General features: G+C 64.7%; 13 protein-coding genes and 1 riboswitch. Of the genes, 4 read left to right on the top strand and 9 right to left on the bottom strand.

The window, feature by feature from the left end; genetic code table 11:
* Positions 1-52: 52 nt before the first annotated feature.
* Positions 53-1,237 carry a hypothetical protein gene (locus BJI69_RS04085; RefSeq protein ID WP_046967044.1) on the bottom strand — a complete coding sequence of 395 codons (1,185 nt, stop codon included), beginning with the start codon at positions 1,235-1,237 and terminating at the stop codon, positions 53-55.
* Between the two features lie 462 nt (positions 1,238-1,699).
* On the opposite strand from BJI69_RS04085, the gene BJI69_RS04090 reads away from it, so the two are divergent.
* Positions 1,700-2,110, top strand: coding sequence for a hypothetical protein (locus BJI69_RS04090; RefSeq protein WP_046967045.1), 411 nt, complete (start codon positions 1,700-1,702; stop codon positions 2,108-2,110).
* Between the two features lie 40 nt (positions 2,111-2,150).
* On the opposite strand, the gene BJI69_RS04095 is transcribed toward BJI69_RS04090, so the two are convergent.
* The 6 genes from BJI69_RS04095 to xylA all read right to left on the bottom strand — a co-directional run bounded on the left by BJI69_RS04095 (position 2,151) and on the right by xylA (position 9,362).
* Positions 2,151-2,528 (bottom strand): TIGR03067 domain-containing protein, encoded by a 378-nt coding sequence (locus BJI69_RS04095; RefSeq protein ID WP_046967046.1) that lies wholly within the window; start codon positions 2,526-2,528, stop codon positions 2,151-2,153.
* Between the two features lie 152 nt (positions 2,529-2,680).
* Positions 2,681-3,826: a sugar ABC transporter permease gene (locus tag BJI69_RS04100; protein WP_046967047.1), complete on the bottom strand. Its 1,146-nt coding sequence runs from the start codon at positions 3,824-3,826 to the stop codon at positions 2,681-2,683.
* A gap of 38 nt (positions 3,827-3,864) precedes the next feature.
* Positions 3,865-5,412, bottom strand: a complete 1,548-nt coding sequence (locus tag BJI69_RS04105; protein ID WP_046967048.1) for a xylose ABC transporter ATP-binding protein — start codon at positions 5,410-5,412, stop codon at positions 3,865-3,867.
* A 71-nt stretch (positions 5,413-5,483) separates the two neighbouring features.
* Complete coding sequence (gene xylF, locus BJI69_RS04110; RefSeq protein ID WP_046967049.1) at positions 5,484-6,497, bottom strand: D-xylose ABC transporter substrate-binding protein; 1,014 nt, start codon at positions 6,495-6,497, stop codon at positions 5,484-5,486.
* A 29-nt stretch (positions 6,498-6,526) separates the two neighbouring features.
* On the bottom strand, positions 6,527-8,032 hold the full coding sequence (gene xylB, locus BJI69_RS04115) for a xylulokinase (RefSeq protein WP_343123166.1): 1,506 nt from the start codon (positions 8,030-8,032) through the stop codon (positions 6,527-6,529).
* A gap of 13 nt (positions 8,033-8,045) precedes the next feature.
* Positions 8,046-9,362, bottom strand: coding sequence for a xylose isomerase (gene xylA / locus BJI69_RS04120; protein ID WP_046967050.1), 1,317 nt, complete (start codon positions 9,360-9,362; stop codon positions 8,046-8,048).
* Positions 9,363-9,516: 154 nt separating this feature from the next.
* Between xylA and BJI69_RS04125 the strand changes: the two genes are divergently transcribed.
* Genes BJI69_RS04125 through BJI69_RS04135 form a run of 3 tightly spaced genes read left to right on the top strand, consistent with a single transcriptional unit; the run spans position 9,517 to position 13,676 of the window.
* A complete protein-coding gene (locus tag BJI69_RS04125; RefSeq protein ID WP_078023006.1) occupies positions 9,517-10,695 on the top strand; it encodes a XylR family transcriptional regulator in 1,179 nt (392 codons plus the stop codon).
* A gap of 27 nt (positions 10,696-10,722) precedes the next feature.
* Positions 10,723-11,766, top strand: a complete 1,044-nt coding sequence (locus BJI69_RS04130; protein WP_046967052.1) for an aldose epimerase family protein — start codon at positions 10,723-10,725, stop codon at positions 11,764-11,766.
* Positions 11,767-11,795: 29 nt separating this feature from the next.
* Positions 11,796-13,676, top strand: a complete 1,881-nt coding sequence (locus tag BJI69_RS04135; RefSeq protein WP_046967053.1) for an ATP-binding cassette domain-containing protein — start codon at positions 11,796-11,798, stop codon at positions 13,674-13,676.
* A gap of 39 nt (positions 13,677-13,715) precedes the next feature.
* Here the strand turns inward: BJI69_RS04135 and BJI69_RS04140 are convergent, their stop codons facing one another.
* Positions 13,716-15,698 (bottom strand): methyl-accepting chemotaxis protein, encoded by a 1,983-nt coding sequence (locus BJI69_RS04140; RefSeq protein ID WP_046967054.1) that lies wholly within the window; start codon positions 15,696-15,698, stop codon positions 13,716-13,718.
* Between the two features lie 157 nt (positions 15,699-15,855).
* Complete coding sequence (gene ppc / locus BJI69_RS04145; protein ID WP_046967055.1) at positions 15,856-18,561, bottom strand: phosphoenolpyruvate carboxylase; 2,706 nt, start codon at positions 18,559-18,561, stop codon at positions 15,856-15,858.
* Positions 18,562-18,656: 95 nt separating this feature from the next.
* Positions 18,657-18,737, top strand: a riboswitch (S-adenosyl-L-homocysteine riboswitch).

Raw genomic sequence — 18,737 nt, forward strand, 5'->3', positions numbered from 1 at the left:
CGGGAGTTAGCGCGAGCGCCCATCGCCAAAGGCTATCGATAGCGGCGCGTGCTTACGGCAACGTGGTCACCACTGCATTGGTGACGTGCGCGCTGTCGTCGGCGACGCCCACCGCGTAAGCACCACTCTTCGAAACAGCCGAAATGCCGTTGCTCGAACCACCGCCGAACAACGCAATGGGTGAGAGCGTGCCCGGCGACGCCGGGTTCCACACGGCGGCCTGGGCATTTTCGCTTGCGTTCTGGCCGCCTACGGTGACCAAGCCGTTATCGCCCAACCCTGTCGCGCCGACCGTGGTGCCACTGTGCAAGGCTGGAATTCCAATGAAGCTCGTCGCCACGCCCGCCTCATTGATGACCAGATAAGCGGCAGTCGACTTGCCATCCGCCGTTTGATAATGCAAGACGATATTGCCCTGCGCGTTCATGAAGTCGCCAACACTCTTCACAGGGGTGCCTGCGACCGAAAGAGATGGCGCCGTCGCCGTCGATGCTGGCGATACCCAGTAGGCCACGCGTGATGTCGGCGCTGTGGGGAAAATGCATGTTCCCATGATGCGAGATGACGCGTTCATTGACTGCACCACGCAATAGGAAGCCCCAGAAGCCTTCGTCAGTACGGTCTTCTGATACAGGCCCAGAAGGCCCGGCGTCGCAATGACGGGGCTCGCCGTGCCGGTGCCGCTCGGACAATTCATCAACACCGCCGGGCTAGCCTGCGCGGTGGGCTCCCCGACATCGGCGGGGACGCAGTTATCGCCCGCGGAGGAAACATCGATGGCCGTCGTCGAGCCCGTCCGCCAGATCACCGCCGTCGCGACGGCACTGCCCGAACCGCTGACACCGGCAATGTCGCCTGCCTGGTTATATGCCGTCGCTTGCGTGGTGACGTCAGCGAGCAATCCCAGGACGCCCGGACGAGGTAACAGCTTCGAAAGCACCCCATTGCCGGTGGGACCCGGATTCCAGACCACGGCAAAGCCGATGCCCGAAGCATCGACACAGCCACCGACGGCCTGCCCACCGTTGGATATTCCGCTCGCGTGGCACGAACGCCCCGCCGCCAACGACGGAAGCGACAGCTCCTGTCCGGCCTGCGCAAGCCAGGCGACAGCCGGGCCGGCGGAACTCGGTGGTGAACACGTGCCCACGCTGATGCCGGAGTCGTTGACGTCCGATGCGACGCATTGGGCGCCGGCATTGTGCCCGAGACTGGTCAGCGAGGACGCGTCAGCCATCGCGGAATGACACGCTAACGCAACGACAAGTGACACTGACGCAACGTGCGGGAGAAGACGTCCGAATCCGTTCATGTCGCGAGTCCTGTGTTTCCATCGATAGTGGAGTTCACGCTAGACCGAACACGGCTATCGGGGAATATCGCCTTGGTTGTAGGCGGCGCCACCGACCGCAGACGTCATCGCTTTCGAATCGACGCGTTACAAAGCGCCGTTCCGATATTGCATAAGAGTTTTATGTGGCCCCATCTCTGGACCGCTCTGACGACAGTCAGCAGCTTGATTTCCGGAATGATCATGAGGGCGTGTCGCCGCTCGAGAGCTTTTCGCGAGAGATCAACCGTACCGGCTCGTCACTGCCGCAAACGCGTGACACCCCCTACAACGTCCGTTCTATAGGCGGCTGACGATGCGCGGCCTATGGTGAAGCTACGAACATCTCATCGTTTCCAAGGACCATACATGAGAACTTTGTCCATACCGGCGCGGGCCTGGATGGCTTGCCTGATCGCCGTCTTGTTCGACGCGACGTCGATCGCGTCGCCAGTCGCCACCGCGACAGGACTGGCCCGCTCCGACGAATGGGAAATGGGTGTTCAGAGCGCGAAGGCGACGTCGAGCAAGATGCTTGCTCGACAGGCCGGGACTTCTGTAATCATCGACATCCAAGTACATGTGACCGCCTTGTCATTTGTATCCCTAGACAAACTTGGTATCACAGGCGCGGGCATCTCGAGCGAAGAGAAGAAACGACTTCAAACGCAATATGATGACTACAATGAGAAACACAACCTGAAGCCCTTCGGAGGACTGCCTCGAGCGTGCAAAGATCAGAATTGCAACGAAGATGTTTTTGGCATCCTGTATCGATAGCCAGACCCTGATCCGGAGCGTGCCCGCCAGTCGCGATGCATCAACCCGCGTGACACCGAACGAATCCACGCAACGTCAACCCGGGTGACGTCACGAATTCGACCGGCCGCGGCATGCCTTCATCCCCCGCGATGAAGACGAACGAATCGCCTTCCAGCACATAGCTCGCCGGCAGCAACTTGCCGGCGTCGTCGCCCATGCTGTCGATCCAGGTGATCGAACGCGGCGTGGTGCTCGGGTCGAGGATGAAATGCCCGGCAAGCAGGAGCTCACCGTTTGGCAGGTTGACGGCGAAGGTGTCGTCTTTGATCGTCGTGATCGCGCCGTTGCCGCCGTGGGCGTCCGGTGGATCGATGACGCCGTTTTCTTCGAAGCGGGTCTGGATCCAGTTGCCCTGGAGGTTTTCTAGTTCGCTCATGATCTTCCTTGAGAGGTGCTCCCTGGCATTTTATCGCCGCTGAAGCGGCTCCCACAAAGAGCCGGCTCTCACAAGAAAGCGGCCCCCACACACGGTGCAGGCTTATGCCCTGTGTGGGAGCCGATTCATCGGCGATGCTCCTTGGCGGGGGATCAGCCATTGCGGTTGGAGCCGGAGAGCACGTCGACCCAGACGGCGAGGACGAGGATCACGCCCTTGATGATCATCTGCCAGGAGTTGTCGACGTCCATCAGCTGCATGCCATTGTCGAGGCTGGCCATGACCAGGGCGCCGATCAGAGCACCGTAGACCGTGCCCGAACCACCGCGCATGGACGTGCCACCGATGAAGCAGGCCGAGATCGCGTCCAGCTCGCCGCCCGTACCGGCGGACGGGGAACCCGAACCGGTGCGCGCTACGGTGATGATGCCGGCGAAGGCGCACATGAGACCCATGATGGCGAACACGACAAGCTTGACGCGTGCCACGTTGACGCCGGAAAGGCGCGTGGCTTCCATGTTGCCGCCGACGGCGTAAATGTGCCGGCCGAACACCGTCTGGGTGGACACGTAGGTGAATACGGCGAGCAGACCGAGCAGGATCATCACCGGGATGGGGATGCCATTAGCGTCGTTGAGCATGCGCACGAAGCCGAAGATGAAGGCACCGACCGCCACCATCTTCGCGATATCGACCCACAACGCGGCCTGCTGCAGACCGAGCTTCCCGCGGCGCACGCGACGTCGCGCGGTCAAGGCGACCATGGCCAGGAAGATAAGGCCGCCGATCCACACTGACACGCCGGGCGGCACGAAGCCCTGGCCGATCGTGATGAGGTTGTCCGGCGCGGGAGCGATGGTGGAGCTGCCCGTGATGTAGAGCACGATGCCGCGGAAGGCGAGCATGCCGCCGAGGCCGACGATGAACGAGGGCACGCGCAGCTTGGTGACGATGTAACCGTTCAGTCCGCCGATCAGCAGGCCGAGGACCAGCACGGCACCGATCGACGGCCAGGTTCCCCAACCCTGGTTGACCGTGAGGATCGCGACCACGCCACCGAGCAGGCCGAGCTGCGAGCCGATCGACAGATCGATTTCGCCGGCGATGATGACGAAGACCATGCCGCAGGCAAGCATGCCGGTGATCGCCATCTGCCGGAACAGATTGGACAGATTACCCGGCGTGACGAAGGCCGCATCGGTCTTGATGTGGAAGAACACCCAGATGATCGCGACCGCGATGAGCAGCGCGAGGATCTTGTAACGGACGAACAGTTGCTGGATTTGCTGCGACTGCATGGAGGAGCTTCCTGGTATCGCGTGAAGTGGTGGGAGGATCAGGCCGCGTGCGCCGGGCCTTCGGCGGCATGCGAGATGGCGGCGGCAAGCACCTGCTCCTGCGTCAGCCCGACGTTCTTGAAGTCACCGCGCAGCTTACCTTCGCCGACGACGAGAACGCGATCGCTCACGCCGAGCACTTCGGGCATTTCCGAAGAGACCATGATGATCGCGACGCCCTTGGAGGCCAGCTCGAACATCAGCTTGTAGATGTCGTACTTGGAGCCGACGTCGACGCCACGGGTGGGTTCGTCGAGGATCAGCACCTTGGGACCGGGCAGCAGCATCTTGGTCAGCACGGCCTTCTGCTGGTTGCCTCCGGACAGGCCCATGATGGCCAGCTCCGGGCTGGCCGTCTTGACACGCAGGCGCTTGATCTCGGCTTCGACCACTTGCAGCTCGGCCTGACGATCGATCTGGCCCGCGTGCGCATAATGCGACAAGGTGGCCAGGGTGATGTTGTCGCCCACGCCCAGGAGGGGAACGATCCCCTGGCGCTTGCGATCTTCCGGCACCAGCGACAGGCCGGCCTTGATCGCCTGCTCGGGGCTCTTGATCTTGATCGGCTTGCCTTCGAGGACCAGCTCGGCTTCGGAACGACCCGGGTAGGCACCGAAGATCGCCGAGACCAGCTCGGTGCGTCCCGCACCCACGAGCCCTGCGATGCCGAGGATCTCGCCGCGACGCACTTTAAAGGAAATGTCGTCGACGCGCTTGCGGTTCGGATTGGCCACGTCCCAGCAGGTGACGTGCTTCGCTTCGAAGATCACCTCACCGATGTCGTGCTCCACCTTCGGGAACAGGTTCTCGATATCGCGGCCGACCATCGCGGTGATGATCGAATGCGTGGTCATCTCGCTCATCGGCTTGGTGACGATGTGCTTGCCGTCGCGGATCACGGTCACCGTGTCGCACACGCGCGCCACTTCCTCGAGCTTGTGCGAGATGTACACGCAAGCCACGCCCTCTTTCTTGAGGTCCTCGATGATCGACAGCAGGGTGTCGGTCTCGGAGGAAGTCAGCGAGGAGGAAGGCTCGTCGAGGATCAACAGGCGCGCGTTCTTGGCCAGGGCCTTGGCGATCTCGAACAGCTGCTGATAGCCGCCGCCATAGTTCATCACAGGTGCCGCGACGTTGACGTCCTTGAGCTTGAGCCGGGCAAGCAGGGCATCGGCCTTCGCATACATCGCGTCGAAGTCCATCACGCCGCCGAACTTGCGGATCTCGTTGCCGAGGAAAATATTCTCGGCCACGGAGAGCTGCGGAACCAGCATCAGCTCCTGATGGATGATGACGATGCCGGCATCCTCGCTGTCGCGCACCGAATGCGCGCGCAGGGGCTTGCCGTCGAAAAGAATCTCGCCTTCCCAGGTGCCATAGGGATACACACCGGACAGGACTTTCATCAGGGTCGACTTGCCGGCGCCGTTTTCGCCGCACAGGCCGACGCATTCGCCTGGCCGAACCGCCAGGTCGATGCCATTGAGCGCGCGCACGCCGGAAAATTCCTTGACGATCTGCCGCATCTCGAACAGGTATTCGCTCACCGATATTTCCTTTAGCAGGACGACGCCCCACCATCCGGCGGGGCGTCGTCGATCTTACGCTAACGCTTCGCTTACGGGCCGACCTGGGCCTGGGTGTAGAAACCGTCCTTCACCACGAGGTCGACGTTCTGCTTGGTCAGCAGGGTCGGGGTGAGCAGGATGGTATTGATGTCACCCTTGCCGTTGTTCATCTTGGAGGTGAACTGCGGCGCGGTGCCCTGGGCAAGGTCGATGGCCAGGTTCGCGGCGTCCGTGGCGATCGTCTTGATCGGCTTGTAGACCGTCATGGTCTGCGTACCGGCCTTGATGCGCTTGATCGCGGCGAGATCGGCATCCTGGCCCGACACGGCGACCTTGCCGGCCAGCTTCTGGCCGTTCAGGGCAGCGATGGCGCCACCGGCGGTGCCGTCATTCGAGGCGACGATGCCCTGGATGTTGTTCTTGTTCGCGGTCAGCGCGTTCTCGATGATCGACTGGGCGTTCGAGGCAAGCCACTCGTTCGTCCACTGCTGGCCGACGATCTTGATGTCGCCCTTGTCGACCAGCGGCTTGAGAACCTTCATCTGGCCTTCGCGAAGGATCTTCGCGTTGTTATCGGTCGGCGCGCCGCCGAGCAGGAAGTAGTTACCCTTCGGTGCGGCATTGACCACGCCCTGGGCCTGCATCTGGCCGACCTTGTCGTTGTCGAACGAGATGTACGCGTCGACATCGGCGTTGAGGATCAGGCGGTCATACGAGATCACCTTGATACCGGCCTTCTTCGCTTCGGCGACCACGGTGGTGAGCGTCTTGGCATTGAACGGCACGATGACGATGACGTCGACCTTGCGCGAGATCAGGTTCTCAATCTGCTGGATCTGCTTCTGCTCGTTGGCGTCGGCGGACTGCACCGAGACGGTGCCACCCTTGGCTTCGACGGCAGCCTTGAAGTAGTCGCGGTCCTTCGTCCAGCGCTCGACGCGAAGATCGTCGATGGAGAAACCGATGACCGGCTTTTCCTTGCTTGCATGCGCCTGCGGAGCGGCGAAAACGCCTGCGGCGATCATCGATACGGCCAGCACCGTGTGTAGAGCCTTCTGCTTCATGCTTATCTCCGTGCTTATGGAATCGCCCTTCAGGAAGGGCGGAAATCGTCGCCGCGAACGGCGTCGGTAGTCAGGGACTTCAACTGTTCGTAGGTACGGCGGAACAGAGGGTGGCGCGTTTGCAGAAAATAAGCATGACGCGCTGCATCGGGCTCGTACGTCGCCGTCACCGCAGGCATCGGGCAGACCTCCTCCAGCGTGGCCCGCGGATCCACCGCGAGATGGGCCAGGCGGGCCGCACCGAGTGCCGGGCCGACCTCGCCACCGCTGCGCAGGACCAGTCGCTTGCCCAGGATGTCGGCCAGCATGCGAATCCAGTACGCACTGCGTGAGCCGCCGCCGATGACCGTGATCTCCTCGGCGACCAGGCCGGTGGATTCCACCGCGAGCAGGCCGTCCAGCAGACCCAGTCCGACACCTTCGAGCGTGGCGTTGGCCAGATCGGCACGATCGGTCTCGGGGCCCAGTCCGGTAAAGGAACCGCGGGCATGGGCGTCGTTATGCGGCGTGCGCTCACCCGTGAGGTAAGGCAGGAACATCGGGCCATCGGGCTTGAGGCCACGCGCTTCCGCTTCGGCGAGCAGGGCCGGTACGTCTTTCTGGCCGGTCAGGCGTGCCGTGAAGTCCAGGCAGCTGGCGGCGTTGAGCATGACCGACATGAGGTGCCAGGTATCGGGCAAGGCGTGGCAGAAACTGTGCACGGCCTGCTCCGGGCTGGAACGGAAGCCGTCGGACACCGCGAAGTACACGCCCGAGGTGCCCAGCGAAAGCATGGCCTGGCCGTCACGGACGATGCCGACACCGACGGCACCCGCGGCATTGTCACCGCCCCCGGCCGCCACCGGCACCGTGTCCATGCCCCAGCGATCGGCCAGTTCCTTGCGCAGCCGGCCCGCGGGCTGGCTGCCCTCGAACACCTGCGGCATGTGCGAACGGTCCAGCCCCGTGGCGGCCAGCATGGCGTCGCTCCACTGACGTTTCGCGACGTCCAGCCAGAGCGTACCGGCCGCATCGGACGCATCGGTCATGTACTCGCCGGTGAGCAGCAGGCGCAGGTAATCCTTCGGCAGCAGGACCTTGGCGATGCGGCTGAATACCTCGGGCTCGTGCTTGCGCACCCAGGCCAGCTTGGGCGCGGTGAAACCCGGCATGGCCAGGTTGCCGGTGATCTCGCGAAAACCGGGGACCTTTTCCAGTTCGGCGCATTCGACGTCCGAGCGACCGTCATTCCAGAGAATGGCCGGCCGCAGGATGCTGTCGGACGCATCGAGCAGGGTGGCGCCGTGCATCTGCCCTGAAAGGCCGATGGCCGCCACACGGCGGGCATCGGTCCCTTTGAGAACTTCCGCAACGGCGGCCTCGGTCGCCGACCACCAGGTCGCCGGGTCCTGCTCGGACCAACGCGGCCTGGGATGGGATACCTCGAGCGGGCTGCCGGCGCTGGCGCGCACCTCTCCCGCGTCGTCGACGAGCACGGCCTTGACCGAGGAGGTGCCGAGGTCGATACCGAGGTACATGCGTTCCGAAGCTTCCATGTCGGGTCTCATATCACCCATAGATATAGCGGTTGACGATGTTCTCGAGCAACTCCTGGCCACCCGACACGTGCTTCGGATGGATGTCACGGGAGAGTGCCTCGTCGGCCAGCGAAGCCAGCGTGAAGCCGCCCTGCAGAATCTTGCTGCCGAACTCCGCGTCCCAGCCGGCGTAACGCTTGGCCTTGAAGTCGGCCAGGGCATCGCGCTCGATCATTTTCGCGGCGCGTTCCAGGCTCAGCGCCAGCGCGTCGATCGCACCGATGTGACCGTGGAAGAGATCTTCCGGCGCGCTGCTCTGGCGGCGAACCTTGGTGTCGAAGTTGTAGCCGCCCGTGGTGAAGCCGCCGGCCTTGAGGATCTCGTAGGTGACCAGGGTCAGCTCTTCGACGCTGTTCGGGAACTGGTCGGTATCCCAGCCGTTCTGCGGATCGCCGCGGTTGGCGTCGATCGAGCCGAACAGGCCCAGGGCGATCGAGGTGGCGACCTCGTGCTGGAACGAATGTCCGGCCAGCGTGGCGTGGTTGGCTTCGAGGTTGGTCTTGACCTCGTTCTCCAGGCCGAAGTCCTTCAGGAAGCCGTAGACCGTGGCGCTGTCGTAATCGTACTGGTGCTTGGTCGGCTCCTGCGGCTTCGGCTCGATCAGGATCGTGCCCTTGAAGCCGAGCTTGTGCTTGTGCTCCACCACCATCTGGAAGAAGCGGCCGAGCTGGTTGCGCTCACGCTTGAGGTCGGTGTTGAGCAGGGTTTCGTAGCCTTCGCGGCCACCCCACAGCACGTAGTTGGCGCCGCCAAGGCGATGCGTGGCTTCCATGGCGTGACGCACCTGGGTCGCCGCGTAGGCGAACACTTCCGGCTGCGGGTTGGTCGCGGCACCGGCGGCATAACGCGGGTTACTGAACACGTTGGCCGTGCCCCAGAGCAGCTTCACGCCGGTCTCGGCCTGCTTCTTCTCGAGCACGTCGACCATCGCGGCGAAGTTGTTCTTGTACTCGGCGAGGTTGGCGCCTTCCGGAGCCACGTCGGTGTCATGGAAGGTGTAGAACGGGGTACCCAGGCGGCTGAAGAAATCGAACGCCGCATCGGCTTTCTCGCGGGCCTTTTCCATCGGGTCGCCGGCGGTGTGCCAGGGGCGGTCGAAGGTACCGGCGCCGAACACGTCCGAGCCCGGCCAGACGAAGGTGTGCCAGTAGCACACCGCCAGACGGAGGTGCTCGGCCATGCTCTTGCCGAGGACCTGCTTCTTGGCGTCGTAGTGGTGGAACGCCAGCGGGTTGTCCGAGCCGGCGCCTTCGAAGGCGATCTTGGGGATGTTGGAAAAGTACGACATAACAATTCCTTGACAAACGTGGGGACGAATCCCGTCGATGCTGACGATCAGGGGCCATGCGGCGCAATTGCGATTTCAAGCGCCGTTCCCGTGGTTTTCTTTGCCGCGGTGCGTCATGGCCGGTTTAACGCATGGCGTGGTAATTTCTTCGGCCATGGCACCCCATCGCATCGCCCTTCTGTTCAACGCGAACAAGGTTTATGACCGCCAGGTCATCGCCGGCATTGGGCATTACCTCAACAGCACGCGCGTCGAGTGGGATCTCTTCATGGAAGAGGATTTCCGCAGCCGCATGCGTGACATCGGCCAGTTCCGCGGCGACGGCGTCATCGCCGACTTCGACGACCCGGAAGCCCATGAAACGCTGGTCGACCTGCACATCCCGGTCGTCGCCGTCGGCGGGTCCTACCACGATCCGGCGAACTACCCGGACGAAGTGCCGTATATCGCCACCGACAACGCCCGGCTGATCCGCCTCGCCTACGATCACCTGATCGAACAGGGCCTCACCCGCTTCGCCTTCTACGGCCTGCCGCCGCACCCGACCAGCCGCTGGGCGCATGAACGCGAACACGCCTTCCGCGCCATCGTGGCGGAAGAATCGGTCGAGGGGCTGGTTTACCAGGGCTCACCGACCAGTGCCGGCGGCTGGGGCCAGGCCGTCGAGGAACTGGTCACCTGGCTGGCCGAGCTACCCAAGCCGATCGGCATCGTCGCCGTCACCGACGCGCGCGCCCGTCAGTTGCTGCAGGCGTGTGTGATGGGCGGCATCGCCGTGCCGGAGCAGATCGCCATCGTCGGCATCGACAACGACCCCATGGCCCAGTTGCTCACGCGCATCCCGCTCACCTCGGTGATTCAGGGTGCGGAAGAAATGGGTCGCACGGCCGCCCATCTGCTGCACCAGATGCTGCGGGGGATGGACTGCGCCGGTACGCGCGTCCTGGTCCCGCCGGTGGGCATCAACGTGCAAGCGTCGAGCAAGTTCCACCCGATACGCAGCCCGCACGTCATGCGCGCCAGCCATTACATCCGCCAGTACGGTTGTCTCGGCATCAAGACCGAACAAGTCGCCGACTACGTCGGTGTATCGCGCACGGTGCTCGAAGAACACTTCAAGCGTGAGCTCAAGCAAACCGTGCATCAGGTGATCCTCACCCACAAGCTCGATACCGCCTGCGACCTCATCGCGAATTCGGATGTACCACTGGCCGATATCGCGCTGCGCTGTGGTTTCACTTCGTTGCAATACATGTATGCGGTATTCCGGCGCGAGTACGACTGTACGCCGCGCCAATACCTCGACCTCCATCGCAAGACGGCGGCAACCTGACCGTTGCCCGCAGGGACCGCTTCATCCATGCCCGTATCCAATGCCACCGCCTGGGGACAGCTTCCCGACGGCCGACCGCTCCACCGCTGGACCCTGCGCAACGCGAGCGATGCGCAGATCGACATCACCGATCTCGGCAGCACCCTGCTCTCCTGGCAATCGCCCGATCGCCAGGGCCGCAGGGGCGATGTGTTGCTCGGCCATGCCACCGCGCAGCAATACCTCGACTCGAATGCGTACATGGGCGCCATCGTCGGCCGCTGGGCCAACCGCATACGTGGGGGCCGTTTCCGCCTCGACGGCATCGACTACAAGGTGGACCGCAACGATGGCGGCAACCATCTGCATGGCGGCCAGGACGGCTTTCACCTGCAGCGCTGGGACGTGGAGGCGGACGGTGAATCGCTGGTGATGCGGCTGGTCTCGCCCGAAGGCGACGGTGGCTTTCCCGGCGAAGTGCACGTGGAGCTCCGCTGTCGTTTCGACGACGACGGCACGCTGGACCTGCAGTACGAGGCGACCTCGGATGCGCCGACGCCGCTGAGCCTCACCGCCCACCCCTATTTCAATCTCAATGACCGCCGTCCGGATATCCGCGACCACGTCATCCGGATCGATGCGGACGAGTTCCTCGCCATCGACGCGGGCGCGATCCCCGTCGGCCGACAACATGTGGCGGGCACGGCGTTCGACTTCCGCGACGCCGCACCGATCGGCTCGCGCCTGCACTGGCCTGACCCGCAGCTGCGCCTGGTCGGCGGTTTCGACCACTGCTACATCGCGCGCGGGCCGACCGGCTCGTCGCTGAGAACCGTGGCGATGGTGGCCGAGCCGTCCAGCGGCCGTCGCCTGACCATTGAGACGGACCGTCCAGGCCTGCAGTTTTACAGCGGGCAGAAGCTCACCGGCCAGCCCAGCCGCGACGCGGAGCCGTATGGACCGTTCGCCGGCTTCGCCCTGGAAACCCAGGCCTTTCCGGACCAGATCAACAGTCCCGAGTCCGAGGGCGCGATCCTCCGGCCCGGCGTGACCTGGCGCCAGCACACGCGGTACCGGGTCGATACAGCCTGAAGGACCTCCCGGGCAGGTAGAATGGGCGGATGTCCCTTATCCAACTGCTCAACGTCGACTACAGCGTCGGCGGCCCGCTCCTGCTCGAACAGGTCAATCTTTCCCTCGATGCCGGCGAGCGCGTCTGCATCGTCGGGCGCAACGGCGCCGGAAAGTCCACCCTGCTCAAGCTGATCGCCGGCGAAATCCACGCCGACGACGGTGAGATCCGCCTGCAGGGCGGCACCCGCATCGCCCGCCTGACCCAGGAAGTGCCTCAGGACACCACCGGCAGCGTGTTCGATGTCGTGGCCGACGGCCTTGGCGAGTTGGGACACCTGCTCGCCCGCTATCACCACGCGCTCGAAGAGGGCGACATGGATGCGCTGGGCGAAGTCCAGACGAAGATCGAGACGCTGAACGCCTGGGACCTCGAGTCCCGCGTGGAGCAGGTCATCGAGCGGCTCGAACTGCCTGCGGACACCGACTTCGCCGACCTCTCCGGCGGCATGAAGCGCCGCGTGCTGCTCGGCCAGGCACTCGTGCGGGATCCGAACCTGCTCCTGCTCGACGAGCCGACCAACCACCTCGACATCGAGGCGATCGCCTGGCTCGAAACCTTCCTGAAGAACTTCAGCGGCAGCATCGTCTTCATCACCCATGACCGCAGCTTCCTGCGTTCGCTGGCCACGCGCATCGTCGAAATCGACCGCGGCAACGTGACCAGCTGGCCGGGCGACTATGACAACTACCTGCGTCGTCGCGAAGAGCGCCTGCACGCGGAAGCCCAGGCCGTCGCGCACTTCGATCGCAAGCTGGCCCAGGAAGAAGTCTGGATCCGCCAGGGCATCAAGGCACGACGCACCCGCAACGAGGGTCGTGTGCGCGCGCTGAAAGCGCTGCGCAACGAGCGCGCCGAGCGGCGCGAACAGTCGGGCACGGCCAAGATCACGCTGGCCGTCGCACAGGCGGGCGGACGCAAGGTCGTCGACGCCAAGCACGTCACCCAGGCCTATGGCGGCCGCACGCTGCTCGACGACATTTCAACGACCATCATGCGCGGCGATCGTGTCGGCATCATGGGTCCCAACGGTGCGGGCAAGTCCACGCTGCTGAAGATCCTGCTCAGCGAACTCAAGCCGCAGCAGGGTGAAGTGACGCTTGGCACCGGCCTGCAGATCGCTTACTTCGACCAGCACCGCTCCACCCTGGACGACAGCCTGAACGCACTGGACAACGTGGCCGAAGGCCGCGAGTACATCGAACTCAACGGCCAGCGCAAACACATCATCGGCTACCTGCAGGACTTCCTGTTCTCGCCGGAGCGCGCGCGTGCGCCGATCACCCGCCTCTCCGGCGGCGAGCGTAACCGCCTGCTGCTGGCCAAGCTGTTCGCCCAGCCGTCCAACCTGCTGGTGATGGATGAGCCCACCAACGACCTCGACGTGGAAACGCTGGAGCTGCTCGAAGAGCTGCTCGGCGACTACACCGGGACGCTGCTGCTGGTGTCCCATGACCGCGACTTCATCGATAACGTCGTGACCAGCACGCTGGTGCTCGAAGGCAACGGCCAGGTCGGCGAATACATCGGCGGCTACAGCGAGTGGCTGCGCCAGAAGCCGATCATCGCCGAAGCGCGAGCCGCCAACGCGAAGAGCGCGCCTGCTCCCGTTGCCGCGCCCGCGCCAGCGTCGACGCCCGTCGCGGCAGCGAAGAAGAAGTTGTCGTTCAAGGAACAACGCGAACTCGATCTGCTGCCGGCGAAGCTGGAACAGCTCGAGGCGGAGATCGCCAAGCGTACCGCGGCGATGAACGATCCGAAGTATTTCCAGCAGGATGCCGCGACGATCACGCGTGGCAACGAGGAGCTGGCCAAGGTGCAGGCCGAGCTGGATACGGCGTTTGCGCGGTGGGAAGAGCTGGAAGGCTGACAGGGTGTCGCTAGCACCCTATCGCCGATAAATCGGCTCCTACAACCGAAACACTTCCACGACCCGCGCCAGCTCGCCCGCCTGATCCTCCAGGCTCTTCGCCGCCGCAGCCGCCTCTTCGACCAGTGCCGAATTCTGCTGGGTCGAATCGTCCATGCGCGACACGGCGTGGTTGATCCGACCGATCTGCTCGGACTGATCGTTTGTCGCACGGCTGATGTTGCCCATCAGGTCGGCCACGTCGCGAATGCGACCGAGCACGGTCGTCATGTTGCGACCCGCTTCGGTCACCAGGCCGTGGCCGGCATCGACCTGCTCCACCGACTCGGTGATCAGCGACTCGATCTCCTTCGCCGCCGTCGCACTGCGCTGGGCGAGGTTGCGAACCTCCTCAGCCACCACGGCGAAGCCCCTTCCCTGCTCACCGGCGCGGGCGGCTTCGACGGCCGCGTTCAGCGCCAGGATATTGGTCTGGAACGCGATGCCGTTGATGATGCCGATGACGTCGGCGATGCGCTGGGCCGAAGCCTGGATGCCGTTCATTGCCTCGACCGCGCCCTGCATGGCGCCTGCCTCCTGCTGCACGGCGATGCTGGCGTGCTCGGCCAGGGTGCTGGCCCGCGCCGCATTGCCGGCGTTGTCGCGCACGGTGCGCGTCAGCTCGTCCAGGCTTGATGCCGTCATCTGTAATTCGTGCGCCTGGGTTTCGGTGCGCGTGGAGAGATCGGCATTGCCCGCGGCGATCTCCGACGTGCTTCCCGCCATGCTCGCCGCCGCCTTGCGCACGGATCGTGCGATGTCGCCGAGGCCGTCGCCGATGCCATCGATGGAACGCATCAGCTGGCCGATCTCGTCGCCGCGCGTAGTCTCCAGGCGTGCCGTGAGGTCGCCCTCGGCCAACCGCCGGGCAGCTTCGACCGCATGTGACAGAGGCCGCGTGATGCGCGCGCGGATCGCGATGAAGAGCAGCAGGCAAAGCACGCCTACCATGCCGATGGCCGTACCGATGGCCACCATGCGCAGATGCCTCACCGGTCCGTAGAGTTCATCCATGTCCACCGTGCCGGCGATCAACCAGCTCCAGCCCGGATCGGTGGCATACATGGCCAGGCGATCCACCGTGCGGCCGTCCACGCTCGCGCGGTAGCGCAACTCGCCGTGCTTGCCCGACAGCATGCGACCGAATACCGGCTGGCCATCGACGTCCATCACCTTCAGGGCGGCGCCATCGGCCCTGGCCACGGCATCCTTCGTCATCGGGTCGACGATGAACGTGCCGTAGCGCTTGCCGGCGCTCGCATCGACGACGGAGTAGTAGCCGCTCTGGCCGATGTGGATCGAGGCGATTTCCTGCGAGAGATTGGCCATCTCGCTGGCGATCTCGACGCCGACGAACCACGCGCCCACGACATTGCCGGATGCATCGTGGATCGGCTCGTAGCGGGTGATGTACGGGCGATCGAACAGGACGGCGGGGCCGCCATACGACTTGTTCGACAACAGCTGCGGAAAGGCCGGGTGGGCATGGTCGATGGAGGTACCGACCGCACGCGAGCCATCTTCCTTCTTCAGCGACGTGCTGACCCGAATGAAGTCCGGCCCGTCGCGGACGAACAGGGTCGCCACGACATGCGCACGCGCGGAGAACTCGTCGACCTGGGCGAAATCGCCATTGATCGCCTTGCCGTCGTGCAACAGGGTGGGAACGGTGTGCCCACCCATCATCACGCGGTGCTTGTCGTCCACCGAGAAGCTGCCGGGGTAATAGCTCTCGAACAGGCTGAGGAAGCGATCCGACTCGGCGAGCAAGGCGCCGCTGAAGGTGTTCACCGTGGCGATGATGGCCCGGTTGCCTCGCTCGAGATCGTCACGGGCTCGCGTCTCCAGCTCCCGCGAGACCATGGTGGTCACCACGATGGTCAGTACCGCGACGCCAAGGGCCACGATGCCGACCACGAGCAGGGTAAGCCGCGCGCCCACGCTCATGCTGCGCGTTGCGGCGCGATGGAAAATGCTGTTCATACGGAGCCTTGTGCCAGGTCATCGGGCACCGCTTGCGGGTGCCCCTACACCGGCGTTTTCGGCAGAGCGGCGGCAGACTTTAGGCGTTGGCGCGCATTCTCTTTGCCCGATGAGACGGCGCATGCAGCGCCGCCTCACCTTTTGTATGGCAAATAGCTCAGCCCGTGTTCTGCAGGCCCTGCGATACGCCGTTGACGCAGGCCACCAGGGCGCTGAGCAAGGCGTCGTCCTTGCCGTCCGTCGCCCGCCAGCGCTTGAGCAGGTCGACCTGGAGCAGGCTCATCGGATCCACGTACGGATTGCGCAGACGGATCGACGTCGCCAGGCGAGGGTCGCCGGCCAGCAGTTCATCGGCGCCCTTCAGCTTGAGCACCCAGGCCACCGTCCGTTCGAACTCGGCGCGGATCATCGGGAAGAAGCGCTCGTGGAGCGGGCCCGCAAGCTTCGAGAACGCTTCGGCGATGTCGATATCGGCCTTCGCCAGGACCATTTCCACATCGTCCAGCATGGTCGAGACGAAGGGCCAGTCACGCGCCATCTCCACGAGGCGCTCCTCGCCGCAATCCTTCGCGACGACGTCGAGCGCGCTGCCCAGCCCGTACCAGCCGGTGAGTACGGCACGGCACTGCGTCCAGGAAAAAACCCAGGGAATCGCGCGGAGGTCTTCCACGCCTTTCATGCTGCGGCGACGTGCCGGACGCGAACCGAGCGTCATGCGCTCGATGACATCGATGGGCGTGGCGCCACGGAAATAATCGACGAAGCCTTCGGTGTCGACGAACGCGCGGTACGCCGTGCGACTCTCCGCGGAAAGCCGGGCCATCGTGTCCTTCCACGCCGGCTCGCGCACGTCGACCTCGCGCGGGCGCAGCGAGGCACGCATCACCGCACCAAGCGTCTGCTCGAGGTTACGCACGGCCAGAGCGCGAATGCCGTACTTGCGATGAATCACTTCACCCTGCTCGGTCACGCGTAGCACGCCGCCCACGGAACCACGGGGCGAGGCCATGAGGGCCGGGGTGATGCGCGAGCCGCCGCGGCTGGCTGAACCACCGCGACCGTGGAAAAAGGCGACGCGGATGCCGGCCTTCGATGCCACCTCGAGCAGGTCGACCTGGGCACGCTGCAGGCTCCACTTCGACGCCAGCGTGCCGCCGTCCTTGCCGCTGTCGGAATAGCCGAGCATCACCCACTGGCGATCGCCCCGGGCCTTCAGATGCTCGCGGTAGACGGGATCGTCCAGCAGTGCCTGCAAGGTCTCGGCGCCGCCGGCGAGATCGTCGATCGTCTCGAACAGCGGGGCGACATCGAGTGGCACGCGGCCGTCTTCGACCAGGCCACCGCGACGGGCCAGCGCCAGCACGGCGAGCACGTCGGCCGCGCTTTCGGCCATGCTGATGATGTAGAGGCCCGTGGCTTCCTGGCCGTAGCGCGTGCGCGAATCGGCCAGCGTGGCGAACACCTCGCGCAGCATCGTCGCGGCCTCGTGATCGTCACCGGCGACGAAACTCCGTTCTCCGGCGGCGTAAGGGCGTAGTGCCTTCACCCGCGCGGCCGTGTCGTGGTTCGCGAATTCCGCGTCATCGAGCAAGGCGGACAGGGCCTCGTCATGCACGCGCGCATCCTGGCGAACGTCCAGCCGGGCCAGATGGAAGCCGAACGTGCGTGCACGCCAAAGCAGGCGACCGACGGCATAGGCGCCGGCATGCTTGCCGCCATGGGTGACGAGGCTGGTATCGACCAGCGCGATGTCGTCAATGAATTCGTCGGCCGCGGCGTAAGCCGCCGGCTTCTCCTGCAACGTCGCCTCCAGCCGCGCGGCGACGAATTTCAGGAAGCTGCGATACGGCATATCGGCGTGACGCGGACGAATGGCCGCCGCGGCTTCGGGAAGTTCCTCGCGATAGCGCTCCAGCCGGCGAACGAGCCGGTCATCGAGCGCCACCCGATCGTCGGTCTGGCTGAGCAATCGGCCCAGCTCCGCGACGTCCTCGAGATAACGTTCCAGAACCAGCGAGCGTTGCGCGCCCAGCGTCGCCGCAATGGTCTCCGCGTTGACGTTGGGATTGCCGTCCATGTCACCGCCGACCCAGGTCGCGAACCGCAACAGCCGCGGAATCGTGATGCCTTCGCCGTAGGTTTCAGCAAGCGCCTGCTCGAGGGCCTCGTACAGTGCCGGCAGCACGCGGTAGATCGGTCGCGCGATGTAGAAGCCGACGTGATCGAACTCGTCCTGCACGCTCGGCCGCACCGGCGAGGCCTCCGCGGTCTGCCAGCCGGCGGACAGCGCCATGAGGATGCGCGCGTCGTCGTCGCGCAGCTCCTGCGGCGTACGCGTCGGGTCGAACTCGTCGACCAGGGCACGCACGATCTCCTGCTCTTTCTCCAGCAGCGAACGACGCACGGCCTCGGTCGGATGCGCGGTGAACACGGGCTCGACATCGAGACGGCCGAGCAGCGCCGTGAGTTCGTCGCGACCGACCCCGTCCTTCTTGAGGCGACCGAGCACCGCGGCGAGCGATTCGGGCTGGGCTGCCCCGCCTTCCCGCTGGTAATCGCGGCGACGACGAATGCGGTGGACGCGTTCGGCGGTATTCACCGCCTGGAAATACGTGGCGAAGGCGCGCGCCAGGGATTCGGCATCAGCAGCCTCCAGGCCGGTGAGCGGCGCGGCCAGGGCGTCCACGGCCGCGCCACTGCGCCGGCGGTGGATCGCGGTCGTCCGCACGTGCTCGACGCGCTCGTAGAAGGCCTGGCCGCCCTGCTCGGCGAGCATCTGGCCGACCAGGGTGCCAAGACGGCGCACGTCTTCGCGCAAGGGGCCGTCGTGGGGCAGGAATTCGGGATCGCGTGCGACTTCCATCAGGCTCTCTGGTCGTGGTCGGAACCCTGAGAGTACCGAAAAAGATGTGTTCATCCCTGCATCCGGATTCCGCGATACAATGGGAGACCGTTTTGCCCGCCGAGGGGCGCTGCGACCATGGGGTCTCCCATAGGCCAGGCTCGGCGCGGCCTCCTGTACAACGGCGCCCCCGTAAC

The sequence above is a fragment of the Luteibacter rhizovicinus DSM 16549 genome (assembly GCF_001887595.1).
Lineage (GTDB): Bacteria > Pseudomonadota > Gammaproteobacteria > Xanthomonadales > Rhodanobacteraceae > Luteibacter > Luteibacter rhizovicinus.